The organism is Lactiplantibacillus xiangfangensis (assembly GCF_001438845.1).
Classification (GTDB): Bacteria; Bacillota; Bacilli; order Lactobacillales; family Lactobacillaceae; genus Lactiplantibacillus; species Lactiplantibacillus xiangfangensis.
In genome coordinates, this window is sequence record NZ_JQCL01000080.1 from 42646 (window position 1) to 62601 (window position 19956).

Below are 19956 nucleotides of genomic sequence, written 5' to 3' on the forward strand. Positions count from 1 at the left end.
TATTTAGGGGTCTTTTCACGCTTGCCCCTAGTCAAAGTAAGCGGTTTTGTGTAAAATAGGTAGGTAGAAATTAGGAGGGATAACGTGGTTTTAGGTGCGATGAGCGGTTGGAATTACATCAACATTGTGTTGATTATTATAATCGCGGCTTATTTTATTTATGAGCTGTACAGTTACATTCGGCGGCGACAAGTTTCCACGATGCTGGAAGAGGAAGATTTTCAGGCAGGAATGCGGAAAGCGCAAGTGGTTGATTTACGTGAAAAGAAGGAATTTGATGCGGGCCATATTTTAGGGGCACGGAATATTCCTTTCAATACGTTAAAAGTACGGATGAATGAGCTTCGTACGGACATGCCAGTCTACGTTTATGATCAAACTCACACGTTGAGCACGCGGGCCGTAGTGACCTTGCATAAAAATGGGTTTAAAGAATTATACATTTTAAAACCTGGCTATGCGCGTTGGGAAGGTAAGACTAAAAAAGCGAAGTATTAAAAAATGGCGGCCGGAACAAAATTAGTTTTTGTTCGTGCCACCATTTTTTATTTGATTAGCCGTTATGTGCTGAACGACTCTTACGCATTGCCTTTTTACGGCTTTCTTCAAACTTGTTTTCTTGGTCTTCAATTGGATCGACAACTTGTTTCTTAAAAGATAAAACGGAACCAATCACGGCACCCGCCGTTGCAACGACCCCGAATAAGAAGCCACGTGTAAATGATTTCATAGTCTGAACCTCCTAGCTGTTATTAGTATCATTATGCTTGTTTTTGCTTGAGATATCAATGATTTAAAGCCTAAATTTCGAAAAGTGGGGTGGGAAAATGTTAACGCAAATTATCGCTCACCGGGGCAGTAAGGGAACGCGCCCCGAAAATACTTTGTTGGCCTTTCAGGCCGCATTAGATGACGGCGCCGATGGTATTGAAACCGACGTTCATTTGTCAAAGGATGGTCACTTGATCATCATGCACGATGAAACGGTCGATCGGACGACGAACGGGACGGGGCGCATTATGGACCTCACGTTAGCTGAATTAAAACGGCTAGATGCGGGGCAATCATTTGACCCCTTGTATGCGGGGGCAAGCGTGCCCACGTTAGACGAAGTGGTTCAACTATTGATTCAGCAAAACTTTACGGGAATTTTTAATTTGGAACTAAAAACTAATCGGATTCATTACGATGGCATTGAAGCGCTAGTCGCTGACTATTTTAACCACCACGAGGTGCCGTTTAAACTCGTTTATTCCAGTTTTTACGGCAAATCGATTGAACGACTGCACGCCTTGCAGCCAGACGTTGAGTTTGACAGTTTATTTCAGGCTAAACAACAGACGGCTAAGCGGCTACATGCCGAACACGTCGTCTTAGGGTATCATCCTGATATCCGCTGGGTCCGGTTGCACTGGCTACTCTTGCCGAAAGTGCAATTGCGGCCGTGGACGGTGAATAAGGAACGCGACATGCGATTTTGTTACCGGCACCGATTTGCCGGCGTCATTACGGATTATCCTGGGTTGGCGCACCGCATTCGGGTCAAGGTACAGGGAGGGTAAACTTTGAAAGCCAAAAAGGTACTATTAATTGCGGGCCCGACGGCGGTTGGTAAGACGGCCCTGTCACTCGCGTTGGCTAAACAACTTAATGGTGAAATTATTTCTGGTGACTCGATGCAAGTTTATCGGCATTTAGATATTGGAACCGCCAAGATCATGCCCGCTGAACGAGCCGGAATTTCCCATTATTTAATTGATATTAAAGATGTCCAACAACGTTTTACGGTCGCGGAATTTGTGACCCGGGCAACGGTCTTAATTAACGAGATGACGTCACGCGGAAAACTTCCTATTATTGTTGGTGGGACTGGTTTTTATTTGCAGTCGTTACTGGCCGGATTCCAATTTGGTCCAACGGATGCGGATCCCGACCTCGCTTACCGCCAGAAATGGTTGGACTTAGCTGCGGAACAAGGCAACCAAGTTGTTTGGGACGCCCTTCAGCAGCAGGACCCCGCAGCGGCAGCACAAATTGCTCCCACTAACGTGATTCGCGTTGTCCGGGCATTGGAGTACCAGCATACGAGTGGCGAACGCTTTTCGGCACAGGCGGATCACGCCACGAACCAGTTAGACGCGTACACGCTGTGCTTGACGACAGAACGCCAACGCCTGTATGACCGGATCAACCAACGCGTTGACCTGATGATGACGGCGGGGCTGGTTGACGAAGCTCGGTGGTTATATGAACAGGGTGGTGCCGACCTACCTGCAGGGAAAGGGATTGGTTACCACGAGTTGTTCCCATATTTCGATGGTCAAAGAACACTCGCCGACGCCACGGCATCAATCAAGCAAGATTCACGGCGTTACGCCAAGCGGCAACTAACATGGTTCCGTAATAAGATGACAGTTGACTGGGTCAACTTATTGGAACACCCCGATCAGCGGGCTGAAATTGACCAGCGAATCGCTAGTTGGTTAAGCTAAAATATAAATTGGTCTACCTAATTTTAGCGATGTGATATTTTCTTACATGATTTATTGACAATCAGTTATTAGATTGCTAATATTAAGTCTGTATTAAAGAGGAGGGTCGTTATGAAGGAAAAGGAATTACGTCGTTCATTGGCAGTCTTGCCAATTGGTACAGTTATGAAGCTGACTGATTTATCAGCGCGTCAAATTCGCTATTATGAAGAACAGGGGCTCATCGTTCCTGATCGGAATGCGGGTAATCGCCGAATGTTCTCGTTAAATGATGTGGACCGGTTATTAGAAATCAAGGATTACTTGGCGGATGGGATCAACATGGCTGGTATCAAGGAAATCTACGAGATGCAACGCCAGCGGGCCAAGCAAAAAGAAGCTGATTTGACTCGACCGTTAACGGACAATGATGTACGCCGAATCTTGCATGACGAGTTCCTGAATCTGGGGGGATTGGAATCCAAGCAGGGTCCCAACTACCCCACGCATTAATGCGTCTGTATCCATTAGTCAATCAATTTAAGGAGCGATTTTCATGGCAAAACAGCAGTACACCAAGGATGACATTCGTCGCATCGTCAAGGAAGAAAACGTTAACTTTTTGCGCTTAATGTTCACCGACTTATTTGGGACCATCAAAAACGTAGAAGTGCCAGTTTCACAACTGGATAAATTACTCGACAACAAGTTGATGTTTGATGGTTCTTCCATCGATGGCTTTGTTCGAATCGAAGAAAGTGACATGTACTTGTACCCAGACTTATCAACTTGGTTGATCATGCCTTGGAACACGGAACATGGTAAAATTGCGCGGTTGATTTGTGAAGTCTACACGACTGACAAGAAGCCATTCGCCGGGGACCCACGGAACAACTTGATCCGGGTCTTAAACGACATGCGCGATGCTGGTTACACGGCCTTTAACGTCGGAACTGAACCAGAATTTTTCCTCTTTAAGATGAATGACAAGGGCGAACCAACCACTGAGTTAAACGACAAGGGGAGTTACTTCGACTTGTCACCAATGGACTTAGGTGAAAACTGCCGACGTGATATTGCGCTTGAACTTGAACGCTTAGGCTTTAACGTTGAAGCCAGTCACCATGAAGTTGCGCCTGGTCAACATGAAATCGACTTCAAGTATGCGGACGCCTTATCCGCTGCTGACCACATTCAAACCTTTAAACTGGTTGTGAAGACGATTGCGCGTAAGTATAACTTATGGGCAACCTTCATGCCAAAGCCTTTAAACGGTGTCAACGGTTCTGGGATGCACGTTAACATGTCCTTGTTCCATGACAAGGGGAACGCGTTCTACGATCCTGAAGAAAAAGATGAATTACAATTATCATCAGATGCTTATCACTTCTTAGGCGGCTTGATGAAACATGCACGCAGTTACACCGCCGTTACCAACCCAACGGTTAACTCGTACAAGCGGTTAGTTCCAGGTTACGAAGCACCCGTTTACGTGGCATGGTCCGCATCTAACCGGTCACCAATGATCCGGATTCCAAGTGCCCGTGGCTTATCCACTCGTTTGGAATTGCGGAGTGTGGATGCTTCAACGAACCCATACTTGGCCTTTGCTACCGTTCTGGAAGCTGGTCTTGATGGGATTAAGAACGGCATCGAACCACCAAAGAGCGTGGACCGTAACATCTACGTGATGGATGAAGACGAGCGTCATAAGGCGGGGATCGCGGACTTACCATCAACGTTGCACAACGCGTTGAAGGAATTCCAGACCGACCCAATTATGAAGAAGGCCTTGGGACCACATATTTACCAAAGTTTCTTGGAAGCTAAACGACTTGAATGGGCTTCGTACCGTCAACAAGTTAGCGAATGGGAACGCGATCAGTACATGGAATTGTACTAATCACCTAAAACGATAGAAGAAATGACGGTTAGGACGCCTATTTGGGCTTCCTAACCGGTTTTTTGTTATAATTTTGGAAAATCGACGGCGTTAACCTTTATTATTACTAGGATTTTCGGTAACATTAGTATCAGCAGTGCAATTCAGCAATAAGCAAAGATTGAAATTGATTGCAAGGAGATTATTATGGAAAAACAAAATCAGCCTGATCTTGAAAAACAAGATCAACCAACGCGTGCGCTAACGAATCGCCTTCAACAAAAGTTGGATTACGTGACTGCGTTGCGCCAAGCAATTACGGCTGGTGACGACCGGTTGATCTACGAATTGATCGATGGTGACCACTATCACCAAGCCTTGTTAAATGAGGAACCGGATCCAACCCGTAACACCCAAGTGGATTTAATTACGGACGTCCATCCGGCAATCAGTCATTATTTGAGTACCAAATTGATTGATTATTTGGCTCATGAATATCCGTTCTTTTACTATGAAGAGACCCAATTAGGTGAATTTCAAATTTACTTTGGGAACTGGTGGGACCGTCGCCGGTTTGGCAAATTAAACGTTTTGAACGTGGCATTTGAATTCAGTAGCGAAGAATATAATAAACTACAAAAAACATTTGAGTTGGCGAGTGCGCATAAGCGTTTCAATACCGACCAAATTCAAAAAATCTCAGCTGGAAGCGACCAGTTACAAAAATTGATTGATGCCCAAACTGACCGTGACGAACAAAAAGAGACGTTGCGTAAGCAGTTGAAAGAAAACGGGCAACGAAACTCGTTGTTCGATTCTGGCCGAATCAAAGAAGAACGTCAAAAGATCATTGACCAGTTGACCAAACTCGCTGACGAGGACGAACAAGCGAACAACGCCCACGCCACGATGAAGGATAACGAAGCAAAGATTTTGACGTTGTCCAAGGAAGATACGATCTTGGCTTACGAAAAACAAGCCATTGAAAACGCCTTTAAGAGCTTCGAGAATTTTAATGAGCGTAACCGTAGCCTATACGTTGACTACTTGACTACGCTGATTGGGAAGGCGCAGGTAGCAGAGGATGGCGAATAACGAAAAGCACGTTGACTCCGCAACGCTAAGTACCCATGGCAAACTGACTATGTTTAACGAAGGGCTAAAGAGTGGCCTAGCTAACGGGGAAAAGTTCACGGCGTTGATGGATCAGTTAATTGAGACTACGGACGGCGAAGTTTTACTAACGGCCGCTCAGAAACTGGCTGACTTTAAGCTGGATTCGGCCTACGTTACTTTCCCGCATCAGTACCAGAATGCGGACTACTACTTGATCTTTATGAGTCGGTTGCTGGGGATGCACCACGATGAAAAGCCAATCTTAAATTCACAACGTCAAAGTGAATCGTTATATCACGTCTATGAAGACTTGACTGACGATTACACGTTCCTGTATCAAGTTGTTAACAACGCTAACGGTGGTGCTTATTACCGTGAACAGACGACGGGTGAGAATTTATTTTACATTCATCTTGAACGACGGCTCTTGCGCTTTAACAGTGAGGCCTTTACCAATTTGTTTATTAATAAATTGTTGCTGAAGGGAACCGGTGTTGACCAGATCAACGCGGTGCTTGCAACTTTGATTAAGTTTGGTCACTGTCTGCGCGACGACTTTGGGTTTAACGTGGACTTCAACATCTTAGACGTCGATAATGCGGCTAAGTACGAATTGCGCGCGGGTAACCTCGATGCTGCAATCGTGGATAAACTGTTTGTTTCGTCGGCGCAACACGACTACATGTTACGTAATTCCAAGCACGGTCACGGGGCGCAAATTGAACTGCGAGCTGGCCTACTCGTCGATATTTTCAACAGCGCGTCCGATGGGAGCCCTAAGTGGGTCTTGACGGTCCACGATCCGAAACAAGCAGTTTCCTGGTTCGATGTCTTATTACACTTTGACTTTATGCGTGACTGGTATTTGGACAATATCGAATCCCTGGAAATAAAAGCGGATCCATTAGTATTTGCTTAACGACGGAGGGATTGAATGTTAGATTTAACGACTTTATTACAACAATCCATTCGCTTGGATCGTGACATTACAATGCGGCAAAAGATTCACTGGAAGCCGGCAGACCGGCTACAAAACGCCATGGTCTCACTGGACGTTGAATTGGCTGAAATGGCGAATACTTCCGAGTGGTTCAAGGTTTGGAAGATTCACAAGGGCAAAGCGGATGAAGGAAAGACGGAGCGAGAAACGTTACTGAACGAGTACGTGGACGCAATGGACTTTTTCTTCTTAGTGGCGGCCATTCAGCAGTGGACGCATTTGGTGCCGATTACAGCGGATGATTTGGCAAAAATCAGCGACAAACCGGTCACTGACTTGAATAAGCAGTATCTGGCGATTAAACACCTCCTATATGATGCTTACTTCAATCACCGGCAAGTCAGCTACAAGCATGCCTGGCACGTTTTCTTAAAGATTGGACTCGTCGAATTTGGGTTTAGTCAAGATGAGATTCAGGCGGCGTTTACCGCGAAGAATCAAGTCAATGAACAGCGTCAAGCGGACCACTATTAAATATAAAAACACTCGTAATGACTTTCTCTATAGCCTTACACATTAGATCGTGCAAGGTAGGAAAGTCGGTTACGAGTGTTTTTATTTACAAAGTAATTTAATTTTTATGAGTGGCAGCGACACATTTTAGACCTAGTCACTGATTAGTTCGGCGTTGTTATCAGGATCATTAGCGACCAGTTCGTTGACTTGGTCGATTAGTGGTTGGCGTTGGTCTAAGTCGTCGTCGCATTCAAAGAAGGCCCCGAGTTCTTCGGCTAAGGTCTCTTTGCCAGCATCCATGTAGCGGTAGTCGTAACTGTTGATGGTATAGTGCTGGTGGTCCGGCATGCGCACGATCACGCAGCCAGTTGCGGATTTACCCTTAGTTGCTTTATCCGTAAATTCAACGGATAAAATGTACGGTGCATCGGTGCTACGGTCCTTGATGGCATGCGCAATGTTGCCAGTAATTTGTTCTAGTTTCATGGTTTCACCTCAACGTTCATTATACCAGTCTGTGGGCGCTTTTAGCCACGCTTGATTCGTTCCCAAACGACGTAAAAGAGGGTGGCAAGCGTGACGACGATGGCAAGAACGGTTGCGGCGGAACTGTGTGCGAAGCGGGCGTACGAGTCAATAATAATCATTAAAATTAAAAGAATCAAAAGTCGGTTACGTTTAAACATAGAAATCTCTCCCTTACCTGCTAATAGTCTGCCTGATTTGTTAGGGGGATGCAAGTTGTTTTTAAGCGAGGATGAACTTTTAAAAAACTTAGCGGCGTCGAAAAAAGTCATTGTCAGGTATTCGTGCATCCTGACAATGACTTTTGAGTTTTAGTCCTTAACGATCCGGCCGTTACTCTTGATCTTTTTAGTTAGTTTAGCTGGATTCTTTTTAAGTTGGCGTTTTAAATACTTATAGCCATGTTTCTTGTAAGACTTGTAGGTATCTAGAGAAAGCTTGTGGCCCTTTTGGTAAACGACGGAGTCAAATTTACCCCCAAGAACCATCCCACGTTTCTGTGTATGACCGACTAAGCGGTAGGTGTGGCCCTTAAGCTTCTTGTACTTAAGTTTAGTGGTCTTCTCTTGCGACATGTTTGAGTATTGTTGGATGAAGGATTTGCTAGTTACTTTGTAGACGTAGCCAAAGCCTTCAGCAGCTGAAGTCCGTTTACCTTGATAGGTACCACGGATGACTTTAGGTGTACCTTTGTGCCATTTTGCTGCACTGGCGTTAGTAGGTACGGTCGCCACACCCGTGGTAAGGACTGCGGCTAAGACTAATACTTTAAATCCCGTTTGTTTATTCATGAAAAATGCTCCCCGTATGATGCTTTTTTAGTTGAAACTTATTTAAGCATAGCTTTAGCCTCTGAGAAATACAATAGATAGTTGAGGGTGGTCGTGAAAATTAGTGACGGCTGGAAACTAAATATAAGTTGGATGGTGGCCGTAGCTTAGGCTTCAAATGTTGTAAGTGTTAAACTAGCTCTCGCTTAACAACGTGGATTTCTGTATAGTTAGGGTTTGGAGGTACGAAAACATGAATGCATTTTTAGATTTTATTAATTTTGAATACACTAGGGAAGAATTAGTCGAACGGGTTCAAGAATATTTAACGTACAGTGTTGAAGCTGATAAGTTACTGAATGGGAAGGGTCCCAGGAGTGCGGTCAAGTACATTCGGCCGATTCGTCAACAGATTGATAATGAGTTTAGTAATTATGCGCGTGAAAATATGCAAAAGATGATTCGTAAGAACAAGGATGCTGACAGTTACTATGGCTGGCTAAAAGAAGTCTCAACGAATACAATTGGCCCTGTAACGTCCAAAAACATTGATTCATATTTGGATGATATGAATGACTATGCACGACGTTACTTTCCAGAAATAAAATAAATGAGGCGAATGCTTTGCAACAAGTAAAAACAATCGTTATTACTGGTGCAACTAGTGGCATCGGTAAAGCAACGGCATTACTCGCAGCCAGTCACGGTCATCAAGTTGTTTTGGCCGCGCGTAAAGAAGCGGATTTACAAGCTACGGCTGAAACAATTCAGCAGGCGGGTGGTCAGGCAATTTATAAGGTAACCGACGTTAGTAAGAAGGCTGAGGTTCAAGCGTTAATTGATTTTGCGTTAGCACAGTATGGCCGAATTGATGTTTTAGACCTAAATGCGGGCGTGATGAGCTTTGCACCGATGAATGAAGTGCGAGTTGATGAATGGGAAAAGATGATCGACATCAACGTTAAGGGCGTTTTATATGGGCTAGCGGCTGTCATTCCAGTGATGGAAAAGCAGCAAGGCGGTCAAATTATTGCGACCGATTCGACGGCGGGTCATCAAGTAGGCCAAAATAATACGGTTTATGCCAGTACAAAGTTTAGCGTCCGGGCAATTATGGACGGGGTTCGCGCGGAAGAAGCAAAATCGCATATTAGAACGATGATGGTGTCTCCGGCGTTTGTAAAGACGGGCTTTTTTGAAGATCAAAGAAACGCAAATTTAGAACGGGTTCCAAAATTGCGTCCTGAAGATATTGCGGCTTCCGTGCTTTTCGCTGTTGAACAGCCAGATAATGTTGATATTAATGAGATCGTTTTGCGGCCGACTTTGTAGTATGAAGAGTACTAAAAAAGACCAGTCAAAAGACTGGCCTTTTTGATATACAAATAAAAATGGCATCTTACAATTTAGTCAATAATAATTAATTACCATAAATCAGGATAATAAATGAATTTGCGATAATGCTTGGTGCCCATCTTTTTGGCGACAGATTTGCTACGATAATAATGAGCACTTACCCATATCCGTGCACCACCAGCTGCTGTAAGCACCTTATGTTTGCCGAATTTATGTAAGTTATAATAGTCACCATCACCTGCTGATTGTTGCCAACCATACGTATGAATCCAACGATAGCCGTGGTATTTGCCAATTTGTGTGGCTGTCCAATATTTACTGGTCTTCAGTGCTTTTTTCCCATTGTAAACCTTGTGCTTCTTATATTTACGTAGATTCTTATTAGTTAAATGAATTTTGTAAATCTTCTTTTTCCCATAGCCAAAATTAGTATAGGTATACCATTTTCCTAACATTCCTTTTGGAAGGCGACTATATGAATACCCGACCCTTTTAGCGGATGCAGTTGTACTTACCGTAAATATTGCCAAGAAACAGATGGCGACTACTAAAAATATCTTCCCCATTTTTCTCATCAAAAAAAACTCCTCTTTTAATAATACAATAATTTTAACATTATAATTCTAGCACTATTTGGGAGTACATAAAGCAATTAGTTGAAATAATTGGACGTAGTCAGAATAGTAATAATAACGGAGCTTGTTCTGGCCGTTCAGAAAGGTGGGTAACTGCATGATAAAAGACCCATGCACTGAAAGGACGGTGTCAACGGGACTGCTATGTGGGCGGATGGCAAACTGGTTAAACTAAAGCGCCTCCGATTGATTTAGAGTGTAGGTGTCGAAGCCAACATTACTAAATCGAAAGGAGACGCTTGAAATGGCGAATAAACTAAATAGTCTTGTACATATTTAATTCTTTTATACTAAAGATCAGAGCTTAATTTAGCGTCTGCATCACTAAAATGACTTGAAAAAGTAGCGTAGTTTCCACTAGGATTTTCTACGATATTGACAAGGTCCTTGGTATCTTTAACAACATTTTTGGCTTTTGATAGTTTATCAGTATTTTTACTGGTTACATTTTGTTTCAATTCTTTGTAAGTAGATTCTAAGCTGTTCAATTTTGAATCTAATTTATCGATCGTACCATTTGATGTATACAGGTCAGATTGGGCATTGAGGGCCTTGTTAAAATCAGTGTAATTTTGTCCATCAATCGTAATACCACCATCGTCCCAAATGGCAGCGTGCCAAACCTTGGTTAATTTATTACCGACTTTTTCTGCTCTGGTGCCGGTTTCGTAGGCGTAGTAACTAATGTTTGAATAGTTGTCAGCAAAAGCTTTTTCTTTCGCTTTTTTAATTTGCGCTTGGCGAACTTGCTCTTGGTGAACTTGATAAGTGTGCCCGAAATAGCCGCCAATTCCCAAAATTAGCCCAACGACCATGATAATAGATGACATTTGCTTCTTATTTCCTTTGGCATAGTCAATGAAGAAAAAGATGGCGCCAACAACTAAAATAATAATTCCAATGATACTAAGTATTAACATAAGATACTCCTCCAAAATTTTCAGCTTTTAGTGACATCAGTATTGTTGGTCAAAAACATGTTTAATCTAGTCATATGTAAAATGCTAATTTGGGAAAGTTCATAAGTCCTAGGTGAATTAAAATGGAAAGAGAATAACTAATGTATATTAATACACATTAAAATGATTATGTAATCCGGTCAATTGTGCTTTTCAGGCTTTTGATTAATAATCTGTGCATTTCTATTAGGGATAACTCTTTTATAATTAAAATGTATTTATATGCGGTTTGAAACGGACATTTGCAAAATAATCACCAATTAGTTCACCAATAATGTCTTTCTAATGCAAAAAGAATCCCACCAAAAGTTGATTTAGTGGGATTCTTTAAGTTCTGGAGCCTGAATGTATCAACGACTTGAGATATGTGAAAACTGCTAGGGCTTTAGGCCACGTTCAAGTCGTGATTGAGTCTGCTTTTCGCCAGAAGTCTTCATGTAGTCCGGTGTACTCTGCAGTGCTTGTAGGTCCGACATACCTTCATGTTCCACTCTATACGCAGCAGGGGATTCACCATACTTGTTAACGAAACCGGATAAATTTTTTTCATCCATTGAAATACCAGATGTTTTAGTTGAAGATCCGTTTTCAGCGGCTTTCTGTGAACTTGCCACCGCAGCCGAATCCACAGAGTAGCTGCTGGATTTAGCAGACGTTGAGCGTGAGTTAGAGGAGCTAGCAATTGCGATACTTTGCGAACTTGCTTTACTTTCAGAAATGGTTTTGGCTACACTTGGGATTTTGTATACCTATCCGTTTCTTCAATATTCAAAATTTTAATTCTTTGTTCAAGCAGTAACCGGTGCATTAAATTAGTACCGTGTTCACTTACTTGAAGTGAATTGCCATATTGATTAATAAGCTTTGCTACCGGTGCAACTTGTTCAGTTTGGATTTGTTGATTCTGTATTTTTTTAAGATCTAATGTGTTTATAAATCCAGGTTGTACAGCATTACCATGTAAAGCGTAGTAAAAGGTTAATTTGAGATTACTATCATATAAGTTATAAGAATCAAAAATACTATAAAAATAATCATAGTCGCTAGTGTTGAGTGAATGCCCAAAGAAAATAATTTCATTCACGTTCTTAGGTAATGAAATACGTGCTGAATCTGGGTAAAGAGTTTGATTTAGTAACCCGCGGTATGTTTTTGTTAGCTGGAAGCTGCCAAATTCAGTAGAAATGTTTTTTCCTTGAACAGTACTATTAATTCCGAAGATTATGTTTCTATACTCTAACGATCCATGTGGGTGTATGGTCGGAATATGTTCATTAAAATTAGTATAATTAAAATTTAGAACTGTTGTCGTGAAAGAATCGGTCGGCAACACATTATGCATTATTTCTTTTTTATGATTGCTTGGATAGTCTGATGTACCAGTTGCAGGGTGTTCTAATAAGTATTCTTGAAATCGTTCCTCGATTCTGTTAACAGAATCGAGAAGCACCTGATGAAGCATATCAATATGAAAATCTTTTTTTTGAGTATGTTCGTCACCTATTTTGGAGGTATCAAGTTGTTCTATCAGATTGATTCGGGTGCTTGAATTTGAATTTTGAAGCACGGTTAATGCTTTTACAGTGGATGCGAATTTTTGATGAAATTGAGTTTCTGATGCATTATCAAGTGAGCTCGAACAAAGCGCAATAACTGATTCAATATCTGACCAATTAACTTGCTTCTTGTTTAAATTTTGAGAAATATTTGGTATTGATGAAATTAAATCTGGATATAAAAATATTAAGTCTAAAAGACTAAAATTATTAGAATTAAAAACCGGACTGAATTTGCTAAAGAAAGCTTCAATTTCTGTATTTAGATTTTTTGATGCAAGGGTTTTTAACACATCAAATGGTGGGGAGTCTTGCTCAATTGTTATTCCAAAACTGTGTTTGCCATCATAAGCATCATAAAAAAAGTTAACTACTTTAAGTAGCAATTGATAAATGTTGTCTCGAATAGTTGTACCATCTTCTAAAAACAAAGGTGTATATCTATCTCTGAAGAAATCAGAATATGAGTAAGGATAGCCTTGATATAGATCACTACCGTTTCCTAACACTAATAGTTTGTTTGAATTTGACATTTTTCGCTCCTTAAAATAGTGATTCCATTACCTTAGTATACGAAACAATCAGAGACTGTCGAGAAAAATGATAAAAATGATATAGCATAGGGTGCCTGTGGATAACGACATGCACTAGAGATTTATCAATTCATGAAGAGCTACAGGGTCTGATTAATCGATTGATTAAAGTATCAACACAATTGATCACCTTGGTAGGCAATCTGATTCAAACCAAGCCAACGTGTTTCATTAATGATAGTAAAATTGCTTTGATAAGCCGAGCGGTTACACTATTCATTTCGGCAGACAAACCGGTTATATAGTCAATGGGATATAAATATTCAATGTACAGTCATGGCTTAGCAATGACAAACATATGTCATTACCTAAAAACGAAATGTAAGTGATAATTGTACTATCGAATAGTTCCAAAGAGCGAAAATCGTTGCGATTATGTGATGGCTTTTTGTTATGATAATGAGTGATTAATATTTTGGAGGAATTATCGATGAGCAAATCGGAATTGATTCAATATTTGTATAATGAAATAAATAGACAGAATACTTGGTATATGTGGACTGTTGGAATCCTAATTACTCTGTTAATTGCTTTTACCGGTCTATTGGGATTTTTTCAGTGGAAACTATCGAGTAAGCAAATTGAAAATTTGAGTTTGAAAATTCAAGATCAACTAGCTGATAAATACAATCTTGACAGCATTCACAAGTTTATATATTTAGAAATGCAAAATGAGGCTACACTGGTTTATCTTTTTAGTGACTTGTGTAGGCAAATGAAAAATAATTTTGTACTGAGAGATATAGCATCATATGCATTTAGCATGGAAAGATTGCTGATTATTGCGAGTACAAGAGAGAAAATTAGCAGAAATGAATTTATAAGTGTAACAAATACAGTCTCTTCATACACTAGCTTAGCTAACAAAGTAGTTGAAAATAATGCGATTGCAATTAGTCAAAGCGAATGGGTAAGCTTTGATGACAGTATTGATTTGGTGATAAAGGCACTTACAGATGGTAGCTTGCAGTTAGAGCAAGTGGAATCTAAAACGCTTAAACAGCAAGCAGATGGTCTTGTAAAATTAAAATCAAATATTGTAAAGCACGTTCAAAATATTTAGAAATTTTTTGATGAATAAAAAGTGATGTACGGTGACATGTGATGGGAAATTGGGGTGTACTGGTAGAGAGCTACGTAATTACGATATACATGACTAAGGTAGTTGTTGATCTATAAAGAAAGTACGAATTATGGTGGTCGACTCTTGATAGCTACAGTATTAAAGCTGTTAAATGGAATATGACAAATAGAAAAAGTGTCAAACAAGTCACTTTTTCTCAGACTTTAACACTTGTCTGATGCGGGGACTATTAAAAATGTTAATTATTATGATTGGGACAATAAATCTGGATCAGTGATAAGATAATGATAAAGGCCGTCCATGCTATTACTATTTCAGACAAGGATGGGAGCGTATAGTTACCAAATATTTTCTTTCCAAATATGAATGCAGCAAAGGTAGTAGCAAAAGTAATATGCAAAGATAGAGATGAAATAGGACTGCGAAAGTTATCAAATATTAAAACGATTTTTTCATCAGGATACAATGACTTTAGTGATTTATAGTTATCTCTTAGGAATGATAAAAAATAGAAAATAGTTAAAGAAAATAAGCCAAAGCTAATTAGAAAGCTAGTAAAAGAATCGATTTTAAGTGTAATTATTTGAGTATAAACATTGATTAAGAACAAGGATGATATACCTAATGTTGCGATGGATATAGTCGTATAGACTAAAATGATTAGTAAACCAAACCCTAATTTTTTCAATTTTAGAATCCGTCCTTTTTTGTTAATATTTATCGAATACAATTCAAGATGATTATATGAACTACTTTTTGGAAAGGTTATATATTACTCAGAACTAGTTAAGAGAGTATTTTATGAAAACCTGTCCATACGCAGAAATCCGTTGGGTCAAAAAAAAGGACCAATCATTTCGCCAACCTGTCCATTTATCTCGAAAACTAAAACAGGAAATCCCGCTAAACGTTGATTTAGCGGGATTCCTTAATTTCCGAACGGTGACTAATACACCCATATATGTCACGTGTGAGACTTGAACTCACAACCCTCCGCTTAGAAGGCGGATGCTCTATCCAGTTGAGCTAACATGACAACAACAAGATTTATTATAGATAAGAACGGGGGTGGTGTCAATCTTATTTAGCGTCTAAGTAGCGCTGGCTCAACTCCCGTAAGTCCTCTTTAAATTTATCTGTATCACAACCGGTCAGTGCAACGTACATATAAAGATCGATATACAAGCGATTGCCTTTTTGTGAAACGGCCCGATCCAGCTTCCTTACTTTAGGGTCCCAATTTTCCCGTGGTGCGACCAGCTCAATAATTAAAATATCTTCATTATTACTAAGGCGTTGAATATTGCGCCACGGGATGCGTCTGAAATTACGGGTAACCATCGGGGTCGCAATGCCTTCCGCATTCACGTTTAAAACTTGGCAATGGCCCTGAAAGAATCGAACCAACATCTGATAGGCAGCAAATAAACCACCGAACCCGAAGAGGCCAATGCTCAGCCATCCAATAATGTCATTTTCCAGAACGGAGACGTCACCGTAGCGAAAACTATGAAACGCTGTACTGAGCAGCGGCGCGCCCCACGAGTCGGTGAGTGAATCAATCGCAAACCACGCAAAACCGGCGGCAATTAATAAAATCAAAATGGTACGGTAGGGGGTGACACGATAAATTAGTGGCCGGGACATATTGGGACCTCCAGAAAATTATAGTGATAGATAAAATAGGCACTTATATGATTAACACACTGTTATTGTTTAAGAAAGTTTAAAGAAGAAGGTAAAAATGCTTAAACTCAAACTTTTTTCTTGAAATATGTTTGTAACAAAACGATAATATAAACGTAACAGGGAAGGGGAATCACTTATGGGTCCAGTATTAGCAATTATCTTAATTTTAGCCATCGCGGGTGGCGTTCAGTACTACTCTAATTTTGTCACAAAAGAGAACGCGGCAAGCAAACATTTCACTGCGTCCCGTAATAACCGTTAGGCCTACGGGAGATTCTTTTATCAACGCACACATGTGCTTATACAATCAAACTATTAAAAAAGAACTGATCAGCAATTGATCAGTTCTTTTTTAATTACTTGATTTTTGGAGTATGTTCGATGGTTTCAGTCTTACCAGCGGCCCAACGTTGGATCGCTGCAGTTTGCTTTTCGCGACGAATGCGCTTTTGCTTGTCAGCAACTGGCCGACGTGAAGCCCAAGTGTTATATGGTTTTGCAACAACAGTCATAAGAGTATGTCCCTCCTTTGATTAGTCCAATAACGACTATATTAAAACAAGTATAGCGTAAATTGCAACCGAATTTTACGGAAAAGGTGCCTTTCCCTGAAAAAATTGCATTTTCATTATACCTAATGCGACTGAAAGTTGTCAAGGTATTATCCTTTACAGGAAATCTAATTTAGAGCCATTAAGCCGCAAATGATTAACCAAACTGAACGATTAATTACCGGTTATAGACGTTCACGGGTGAATTGTCTGCCATACGCGGATTGTTAGACACTTTTGGGAAATGATGCTATATTACTTTTAGAAAGTAGGGAAGCTATCATGAGTCACGATGTTGACCCCCGTGTCGATAAGACGCGTCGGCGTTTACGCCAAGCATTAATTACATTATTACAAACTGAAACCGTTGAAAATATTTCCGTCCAAAAATTAACGAGCACCGCTGCGGTCACGCGGGGGACATTTTATCTTCATTATAAGGATAAACCCGCTTTTGTCGATCAGGCACTGGAAGACCTTGTCACGGAATTATTTGACCAGGCCGTCGTCACGGTGGGTATCGGGGACATTATCACTAACCCGGTAGACCCCTTGCGCCGTGTTCAAGTCCTTTCCTTATCACGGGCACTAGGCTACATTGACCAGCACGCCGATGCGTTTAAGACGCTGCTGTTGGAACAACGCCAACTGGATGTTAACCTCCGGATCAATCAGCAACTAACGAAGTGGATGGAAAACTTCTACCACGATTTTGAAGACCAGTTCACCGACCTAGAAGTGCCGGTCAGTATTCAAATCGCGTACTACGTTTCCGCTACCGTTGGCCTGATTACGGATTGGCTCGCCAATGACATGATTTACACGCCACGTTACTTAACTAAGTGCATCAAAAAGATGCATCATTTGATGACGGCGCGCAGCATTAGTTTTACAGATTTCTTTGTCCAATGAAACTCTTACTTGACTATTGCAAAGAAATTTGATAACATTTTCCTGTTGTATTTGTGGACTTCTACAGCTACAACCGCACGAGTTGAGTATTAAGTCCAGCTTACTGGCGCTTAACTTGGCGAGTCTAAGTGATTCATAATTTAAGGAGGTGCACAAACGTGTACGCAATTATTGTAACTGGTGGTAAACAATATAAAGTTGAAGCAGGTCAAGCAATCTATGTTGAAAAACTTGATGCTGCAGCTGGTGACAAGGTTACTTTTGATCAAGTAGTCTTTGTCGGCGGCGACACAACCAAGATTGGTACTCCTACTGTTGATGGTGCGACGGTTGAAGGTACTGTTGAAAAACAAGGCCGTGACCGTAAAGTGGTTACTTTCAAGTACAAGGCTAAAAAGGGCCAACATACTAAGAAGGGTCATCGCCAACCATATACTAAGGTAACGATCGACACAATTAATGCATAATTAAGAAAGTAGGCATTCTTCATGATTCAGGCAACCATTTCTCGTAATCACAACGGTCAGGTGATCGCTTTTAAATTAACGGGACATGCTGATTCAGGTGCTTATGGACAAGACATCGTCTGTGCGGCGGTTTCGGTGTTAGCAATTAGTACGATCAATGGGATCGAACAAGTTGCACACCTCAAACCCACGGTTCAGAGTGATGAGACTAACGGGGGCCTTTTAATTGCGGATTTTACTAAGCTAGACTTAGGCAATCAACAATTACAAACGTTACTTGCGAGTTTCACACTTGGATTAAACGATGTTGAAGCGAATTATGGTGATTACATCCATGTTCGCGAACAAACACGATAACCACATTCGGAGGTGGACTTTACTATGTTAATGAACTTGCAATTCTTCAGTCACCATAAAGGTGGCGGTTCAACTGCCAACGGTCGTGATTCAGCTGGTCGGCGTTTAGGTGCCAAGCGTGCTGATGGCCAAACGGTTAAGAATGGTAACATTCTATATCGTCAACGCGGAACTCATATTTACCCAGGTGTAAACGTTGGTCGCGGTGGTGACGATACGTTATTTGCAATGGCAGACGGTGTCGTTCGTTTTGAACGTAAAGGTCGCGACAAGCGCCAAGTCTCTGTTTACCCAGCAGAATAATTTTTTGAAGAGCCTCTGCGGGGGCTCTTTTTTTTCGAGAGTGGTTCGGGTCACACACCGTAGTTTAGCGCTATTTATAACCTCGATTCATCAGTTTTGATAAACTTTGGTATAATGGAGCCTGTAGTATGGATGGGAGTGATTCAGTGTCAAGTCGAATTGAACGATTACAACAAACCTTTGAACAGCTCAAAATTGACGTGTTCTTAGTTTCCAGTGAAGCCAACCTGCACTATTTAACGGGCATGGCTGACATGGCGGGTGATGGTTACCTGCTCGTATTAGCAGACGATGCGTACCTCATTACGGACGCACGTTACCAGACGGCGTTTGCCGGACAGTATGATACGGAGCACCTCGTCATCACACGGGACTACCTCGGGGCCGTTTGTACCTTAATTGCGCAAACGCACACCGGCGTCATGGGCTTTGAAGATGACTTGCCGTACGCGGCTTATAGTTATCTTGATGAGAACCTCGTCAGTGACTTAGGCGCATTGCCGGCCGTGGTCGATACGTTACGCGTAACGAAGGACGCAAGTGAAATTGCTAAGCTACGTGCGTCTGCACGACTAGCCGATGCGGGCTTTGAATACGTGACGAGTATCGTCCGTCCGGGTATGCGGGAAATTGACGTCAGCAACTTGCTAGATGCCTTTATGCGCAGCCACGGTGCCAGCAACGCGTCGTTTACAACGATCGTCGTTGGTGGCGCCCGCGCAGCGCTCCCACACGGCACGGCGTCGACAGCGTTACTTGAAGCTGGTCAAATGGTCACGTTGGACTTCGGCTATTTCTTGGATGAGTACACTTCCGATATGACCCGGAACTTTGCATTAGGAGAACCGGACGCCAAGCTCAAGACGGCTTATGCAGCTGTCAAAACGGCCCAAGACATGGTCGTGGCGCAGGTGCGTCCCGGCGCAAACAGTGCGGAACTAGATGCGGTTGGCCGTGACTTTCTGACGCAAGCTGGTTATGGGGAAGCCTTTAACCACGGCATGGGTCATGGAATCGGGTTAGCCATTCACGAAGATCCGTTAATCTCCAAAAATACAAATAATCAATTAGTTGCTAACAGCGTGGTCACCGTTGAACCTGGCGTCTATTTCCCAGGGTTAGGTGGTATGCGGATCGAAGACGACGTGTTAGTAACACCAACGGGTCACGAACGCTTGACTAAAGCGACCCGCGAATTACTTATTTTATAGTTAAGACAGTTGTCATGACGGCTCTGTCTTGTTATAGTAATAAAGATATCTTCTAGGAGGACT

27 protein-coding genes, 1 tRNA gene and 1 other annotated feature are annotated in these 19956 nt (G+C 41.7%); of the genes, 17 read left to right on the plus strand and 11 right to left on the minus strand.

What is annotated here, in order from left to right; genetic code table 11:
- The first annotated feature begins 84 nt into the window (after positions 1 to 84).
- Complete coding sequence (locus IV64_RS09415) at positions 85 to 498, plus strand: rhodanese-like domain-containing protein (protein WP_057706990.1); 414 nt, start codon at positions 85 to 87, stop codon at positions 496 to 498.
- A 55-nt stretch (positions 499 to 553) separates the two neighbouring features.
- Here the strand turns inward: IV64_RS09415 and IV64_RS14165 are convergent, their stop codons facing one another.
- Complete coding sequence (locus IV64_RS14165; RefSeq protein ID WP_083491631.1) at positions 554 to 730, minus strand: DUF3042 family protein; 177 nt, start codon at positions 728 to 730, stop codon at positions 554 to 556.
- A 97-nt stretch (positions 731 to 827) separates the two neighbouring features.
- Between IV64_RS14165 and IV64_RS09420 the strand changes: the two genes are divergently transcribed.
- From IV64_RS09420 to IV64_RS09450, 7 genes are all read left to right on the plus strand, one after another.
- Positions 828 to 1562 (plus strand): glycerophosphodiester phosphodiesterase, encoded by a 735-nt coding sequence (locus IV64_RS09420; RefSeq protein ID WP_057706991.1) that lies wholly within the window; start codon positions 828 to 830, stop codon positions 1560 to 1562.
- 3 nt (positions 1563 to 1565) lie between these two features.
- A complete protein-coding gene (gene miaA, locus IV64_RS09425; protein WP_057706992.1) occupies positions 1566 to 2492 on the plus strand; it encodes a tRNA (adenosine(37)-N6)-dimethylallyltransferase MiaA in 927 nt (308 codons plus the stop codon).
- A 111-nt stretch (positions 2493 to 2603) separates the two neighbouring features.
- Positions 2604 to 2984, plus strand: coding sequence for a MerR family transcriptional regulator (locus tag IV64_RS09430; protein WP_057706993.1), 381 nt, complete (start codon positions 2604 to 2606; stop codon positions 2982 to 2984).
- A 43-nt stretch (positions 2985 to 3027) separates the two neighbouring features.
- Positions 3028 to 4374 carry a type I glutamate--ammonia ligase gene (glnA, locus tag IV64_RS09435; RefSeq protein WP_057706994.1) on the plus strand — a complete coding sequence of 449 codons (1347 nt, stop codon included), beginning with the start codon at positions 3028 to 3030 and terminating at the stop codon, positions 4372 to 4374.
- A gap of 186 nt (positions 4375 to 4560) precedes the next feature.
- Positions 4561 to 5448 carry a hypothetical protein gene (locus tag IV64_RS09440; RefSeq protein ID WP_057706995.1) on the plus strand — a complete coding sequence of 296 codons (888 nt, stop codon included), beginning with the start codon at positions 4561 to 4563 and terminating at the stop codon, positions 5446 to 5448.
- Positions 5438 to 6388, plus strand: coding sequence for a hypothetical protein (locus tag IV64_RS09445; RefSeq protein WP_057706996.1), 951 nt, complete (start codon positions 5438 to 5440; stop codon positions 6386 to 6388). The genes IV64_RS09440 and IV64_RS09445 overlap by 11 nt, the downstream gene beginning before the upstream one ends.
- Positions 6389 to 6403: 15 nt before the next feature.
- Complete coding sequence (locus IV64_RS09450) at positions 6404 to 6943, plus strand: dUTP diphosphatase (protein ID WP_057706997.1); 540 nt, start codon at positions 6404 to 6406, stop codon at positions 6941 to 6943.
- 132 nt (positions 6944 to 7075) lie between these two features.
- Here IV64_RS09450 and IV64_RS09455 read toward each other — a convergent pair whose 3' ends face one another.
- The 3 genes from IV64_RS09455 to IV64_RS09460 form a co-directional block, all read right to left on the minus strand.
- On the minus strand, positions 7076 to 7411 hold the full coding sequence (locus tag IV64_RS09455) for a hypothetical protein (RefSeq protein ID WP_057706998.1): 336 nt from the start codon (positions 7409 to 7411) through the stop codon (positions 7076 to 7078).
- A gap of 41 nt (positions 7412 to 7452) precedes the next feature.
- Entirely contained in the window at positions 7453 to 7611 is a 159-nt protein-coding gene (locus IV64_RS14395; RefSeq protein ID WP_157061121.1) for a hypothetical protein, read from the minus strand.
- 150 nt (positions 7612 to 7761) lie between these two features.
- Positions 7762 to 8241 carry a hypothetical protein gene (locus IV64_RS09460; RefSeq protein ID WP_057706999.1) on the minus strand — a complete coding sequence of 160 codons (480 nt, stop codon included), beginning with the start codon at positions 8239 to 8241 and terminating at the stop codon, positions 7762 to 7764.
- Between the two features lie 232 nt (positions 8242 to 8473).
- Here IV64_RS09460 and IV64_RS09465 point away from each other — a divergent pair, with 232 nt between their 5' ends.
- Entirely contained in the window at positions 8474 to 8830 is a 357-nt protein-coding gene (locus IV64_RS09465; RefSeq protein WP_057707000.1) for a hypothetical protein, read from the plus strand.
- 14 nt (positions 8831 to 8844) lie between these two features.
- Positions 8845 to 9552: an SDR family oxidoreductase gene (locus tag IV64_RS09470; protein ID WP_057707001.1), complete on the plus strand. Its 708-nt coding sequence runs from the start codon at positions 8845 to 8847 to the stop codon at positions 9550 to 9552.
- Between the two features lie 92 nt (positions 9553 to 9644).
- Here IV64_RS09470 and IV64_RS09475 read toward each other — a convergent pair whose 3' ends face one another.
- From IV64_RS09475 to IV64_RS09490, 4 genes are all read right to left on the minus strand, one after another.
- Positions 9645 to 10151 carry a hypothetical protein gene (locus IV64_RS09475; RefSeq protein ID WP_057707002.1) on the minus strand — a complete coding sequence of 169 codons (507 nt, stop codon included), beginning with the start codon at positions 10149 to 10151 and terminating at the stop codon, positions 9645 to 9647.
- A 350-nt stretch (positions 10152 to 10501) separates the two neighbouring features.
- Positions 10502 to 11131 (minus strand): hypothetical protein, encoded by a 630-nt coding sequence (locus IV64_RS09480; protein WP_057707003.1) that lies wholly within the window; start codon positions 11129 to 11131, stop codon positions 10502 to 10504.
- 416 nt (positions 11132 to 11547) lie between these two features.
- On the minus strand, positions 11548 to 11784 hold the full coding sequence (locus IV64_RS09485; RefSeq protein WP_157061123.1) for a hypothetical protein: 237 nt from the start codon (positions 11782 to 11784) through the stop codon (positions 11548 to 11550).
- A gap of 113 nt (positions 11785 to 11897) precedes the next feature.
- A complete protein-coding gene (locus IV64_RS09490) occupies positions 11898 to 13259 on the minus strand; it encodes an AbiH family protein (protein ID WP_057707005.1) in 1362 nt (453 codons plus the stop codon).
- A 490-nt stretch (positions 13260 to 13749) separates the two neighbouring features.
- Between IV64_RS09490 and IV64_RS09495 the strand changes: the two genes are divergently transcribed.
- Positions 13750 to 14382 carry a hypothetical protein gene (locus IV64_RS09495; RefSeq protein ID WP_057707006.1) on the plus strand — a complete coding sequence of 211 codons (633 nt, stop codon included), beginning with the start codon at positions 13750 to 13752 and terminating at the stop codon, positions 14380 to 14382.
- 983 nt (positions 14383 to 15365) lie between these two features.
- Here the strand turns inward: IV64_RS09495 and IV64_RS09500 are convergent.
- Positions 15366 to 15439, minus strand: a tRNA-Arg gene (locus tag IV64_RS09500).
- Positions 15440 to 15483: 44 nt separating this feature from the next.
- Positions 15484 to 16050 (minus strand): hypothetical protein, encoded by a 567-nt coding sequence (locus IV64_RS09505; RefSeq protein WP_057707007.1) that lies wholly within the window; start codon positions 16048 to 16050, stop codon positions 15484 to 15486.
- A gap of 178 nt (positions 16051 to 16228) precedes the next feature.
- Here IV64_RS09505 and IV64_RS14765 point away from each other — a divergent pair, with 178 nt between their 5' ends.
- A complete protein-coding gene (locus IV64_RS14765) occupies positions 16229 to 16354 on the plus strand; it encodes a hypothetical protein (RefSeq protein ID WP_272946843.1) in 126 nt (41 codons plus the stop codon).
- Between the two features lie 94 nt (positions 16355 to 16448).
- Here IV64_RS14765 and IV64_RS14565 read toward each other — a convergent pair whose 3' ends face one another.
- A complete protein-coding gene (locus IV64_RS14565; RefSeq protein ID WP_157061125.1) occupies positions 16449 to 16604 on the minus strand; it encodes a hypothetical protein in 156 nt (51 codons plus the stop codon).
- A 321-nt stretch (positions 16605 to 16925) separates the two neighbouring features.
- Here IV64_RS14565 and IV64_RS09510 point away from each other — a divergent pair, with 321 nt between their 5' ends.
- The 5 genes from IV64_RS09510 (at position 16926) to IV64_RS09530 (ending at position 19893) form a co-directional block, all read left to right on the plus strand.
- A complete protein-coding gene (locus IV64_RS09510; protein WP_057707008.1) occupies positions 16926 to 17555 on the plus strand; it encodes a TetR/AcrR family transcriptional regulator in 630 nt (209 codons plus the stop codon).
- A gap of 61 nt (positions 17556 to 17616) precedes the next feature.
- Positions 17617 to 17691: a sequence feature (ribosomal protein L21 leader region), on the plus strand.
- Between the two features lie 22 nt (positions 17692 to 17713).
- Entirely contained in the window at positions 17714 to 18022 is a 309-nt protein-coding gene (rplU, locus tag IV64_RS09515) for a 50S ribosomal protein L21 (RefSeq protein WP_057707009.1), read from the plus strand.
- Between the two features lie 21 nt (positions 18023 to 18043).
- Positions 18044 to 18379: a ribosomal-processing cysteine protease Prp gene (locus tag IV64_RS09520; RefSeq protein ID WP_057707010.1), complete on the plus strand. Its 336-nt coding sequence runs from the start codon at positions 18044 to 18046 to the stop codon at positions 18377 to 18379.
- Positions 18380 to 18403: 24 nt separating this feature from the next.
- Positions 18404 to 18682, plus strand: a complete 279-nt coding sequence (gene rpmA / locus IV64_RS09525; RefSeq protein WP_057707011.1) for a 50S ribosomal protein L27 — start codon at positions 18404 to 18406, stop codon at positions 18680 to 18682.
- A gap of 128 nt (positions 18683 to 18810) precedes the next feature.
- On the plus strand, positions 18811 to 19893 hold the full coding sequence (locus tag IV64_RS09530; protein WP_057707012.1) for a M24 family metallopeptidase: 1083 nt from the start codon (positions 18811 to 18813) through the stop codon (positions 19891 to 19893).
- Positions 19894 to 19956: the final 63 nt, after the last annotated feature.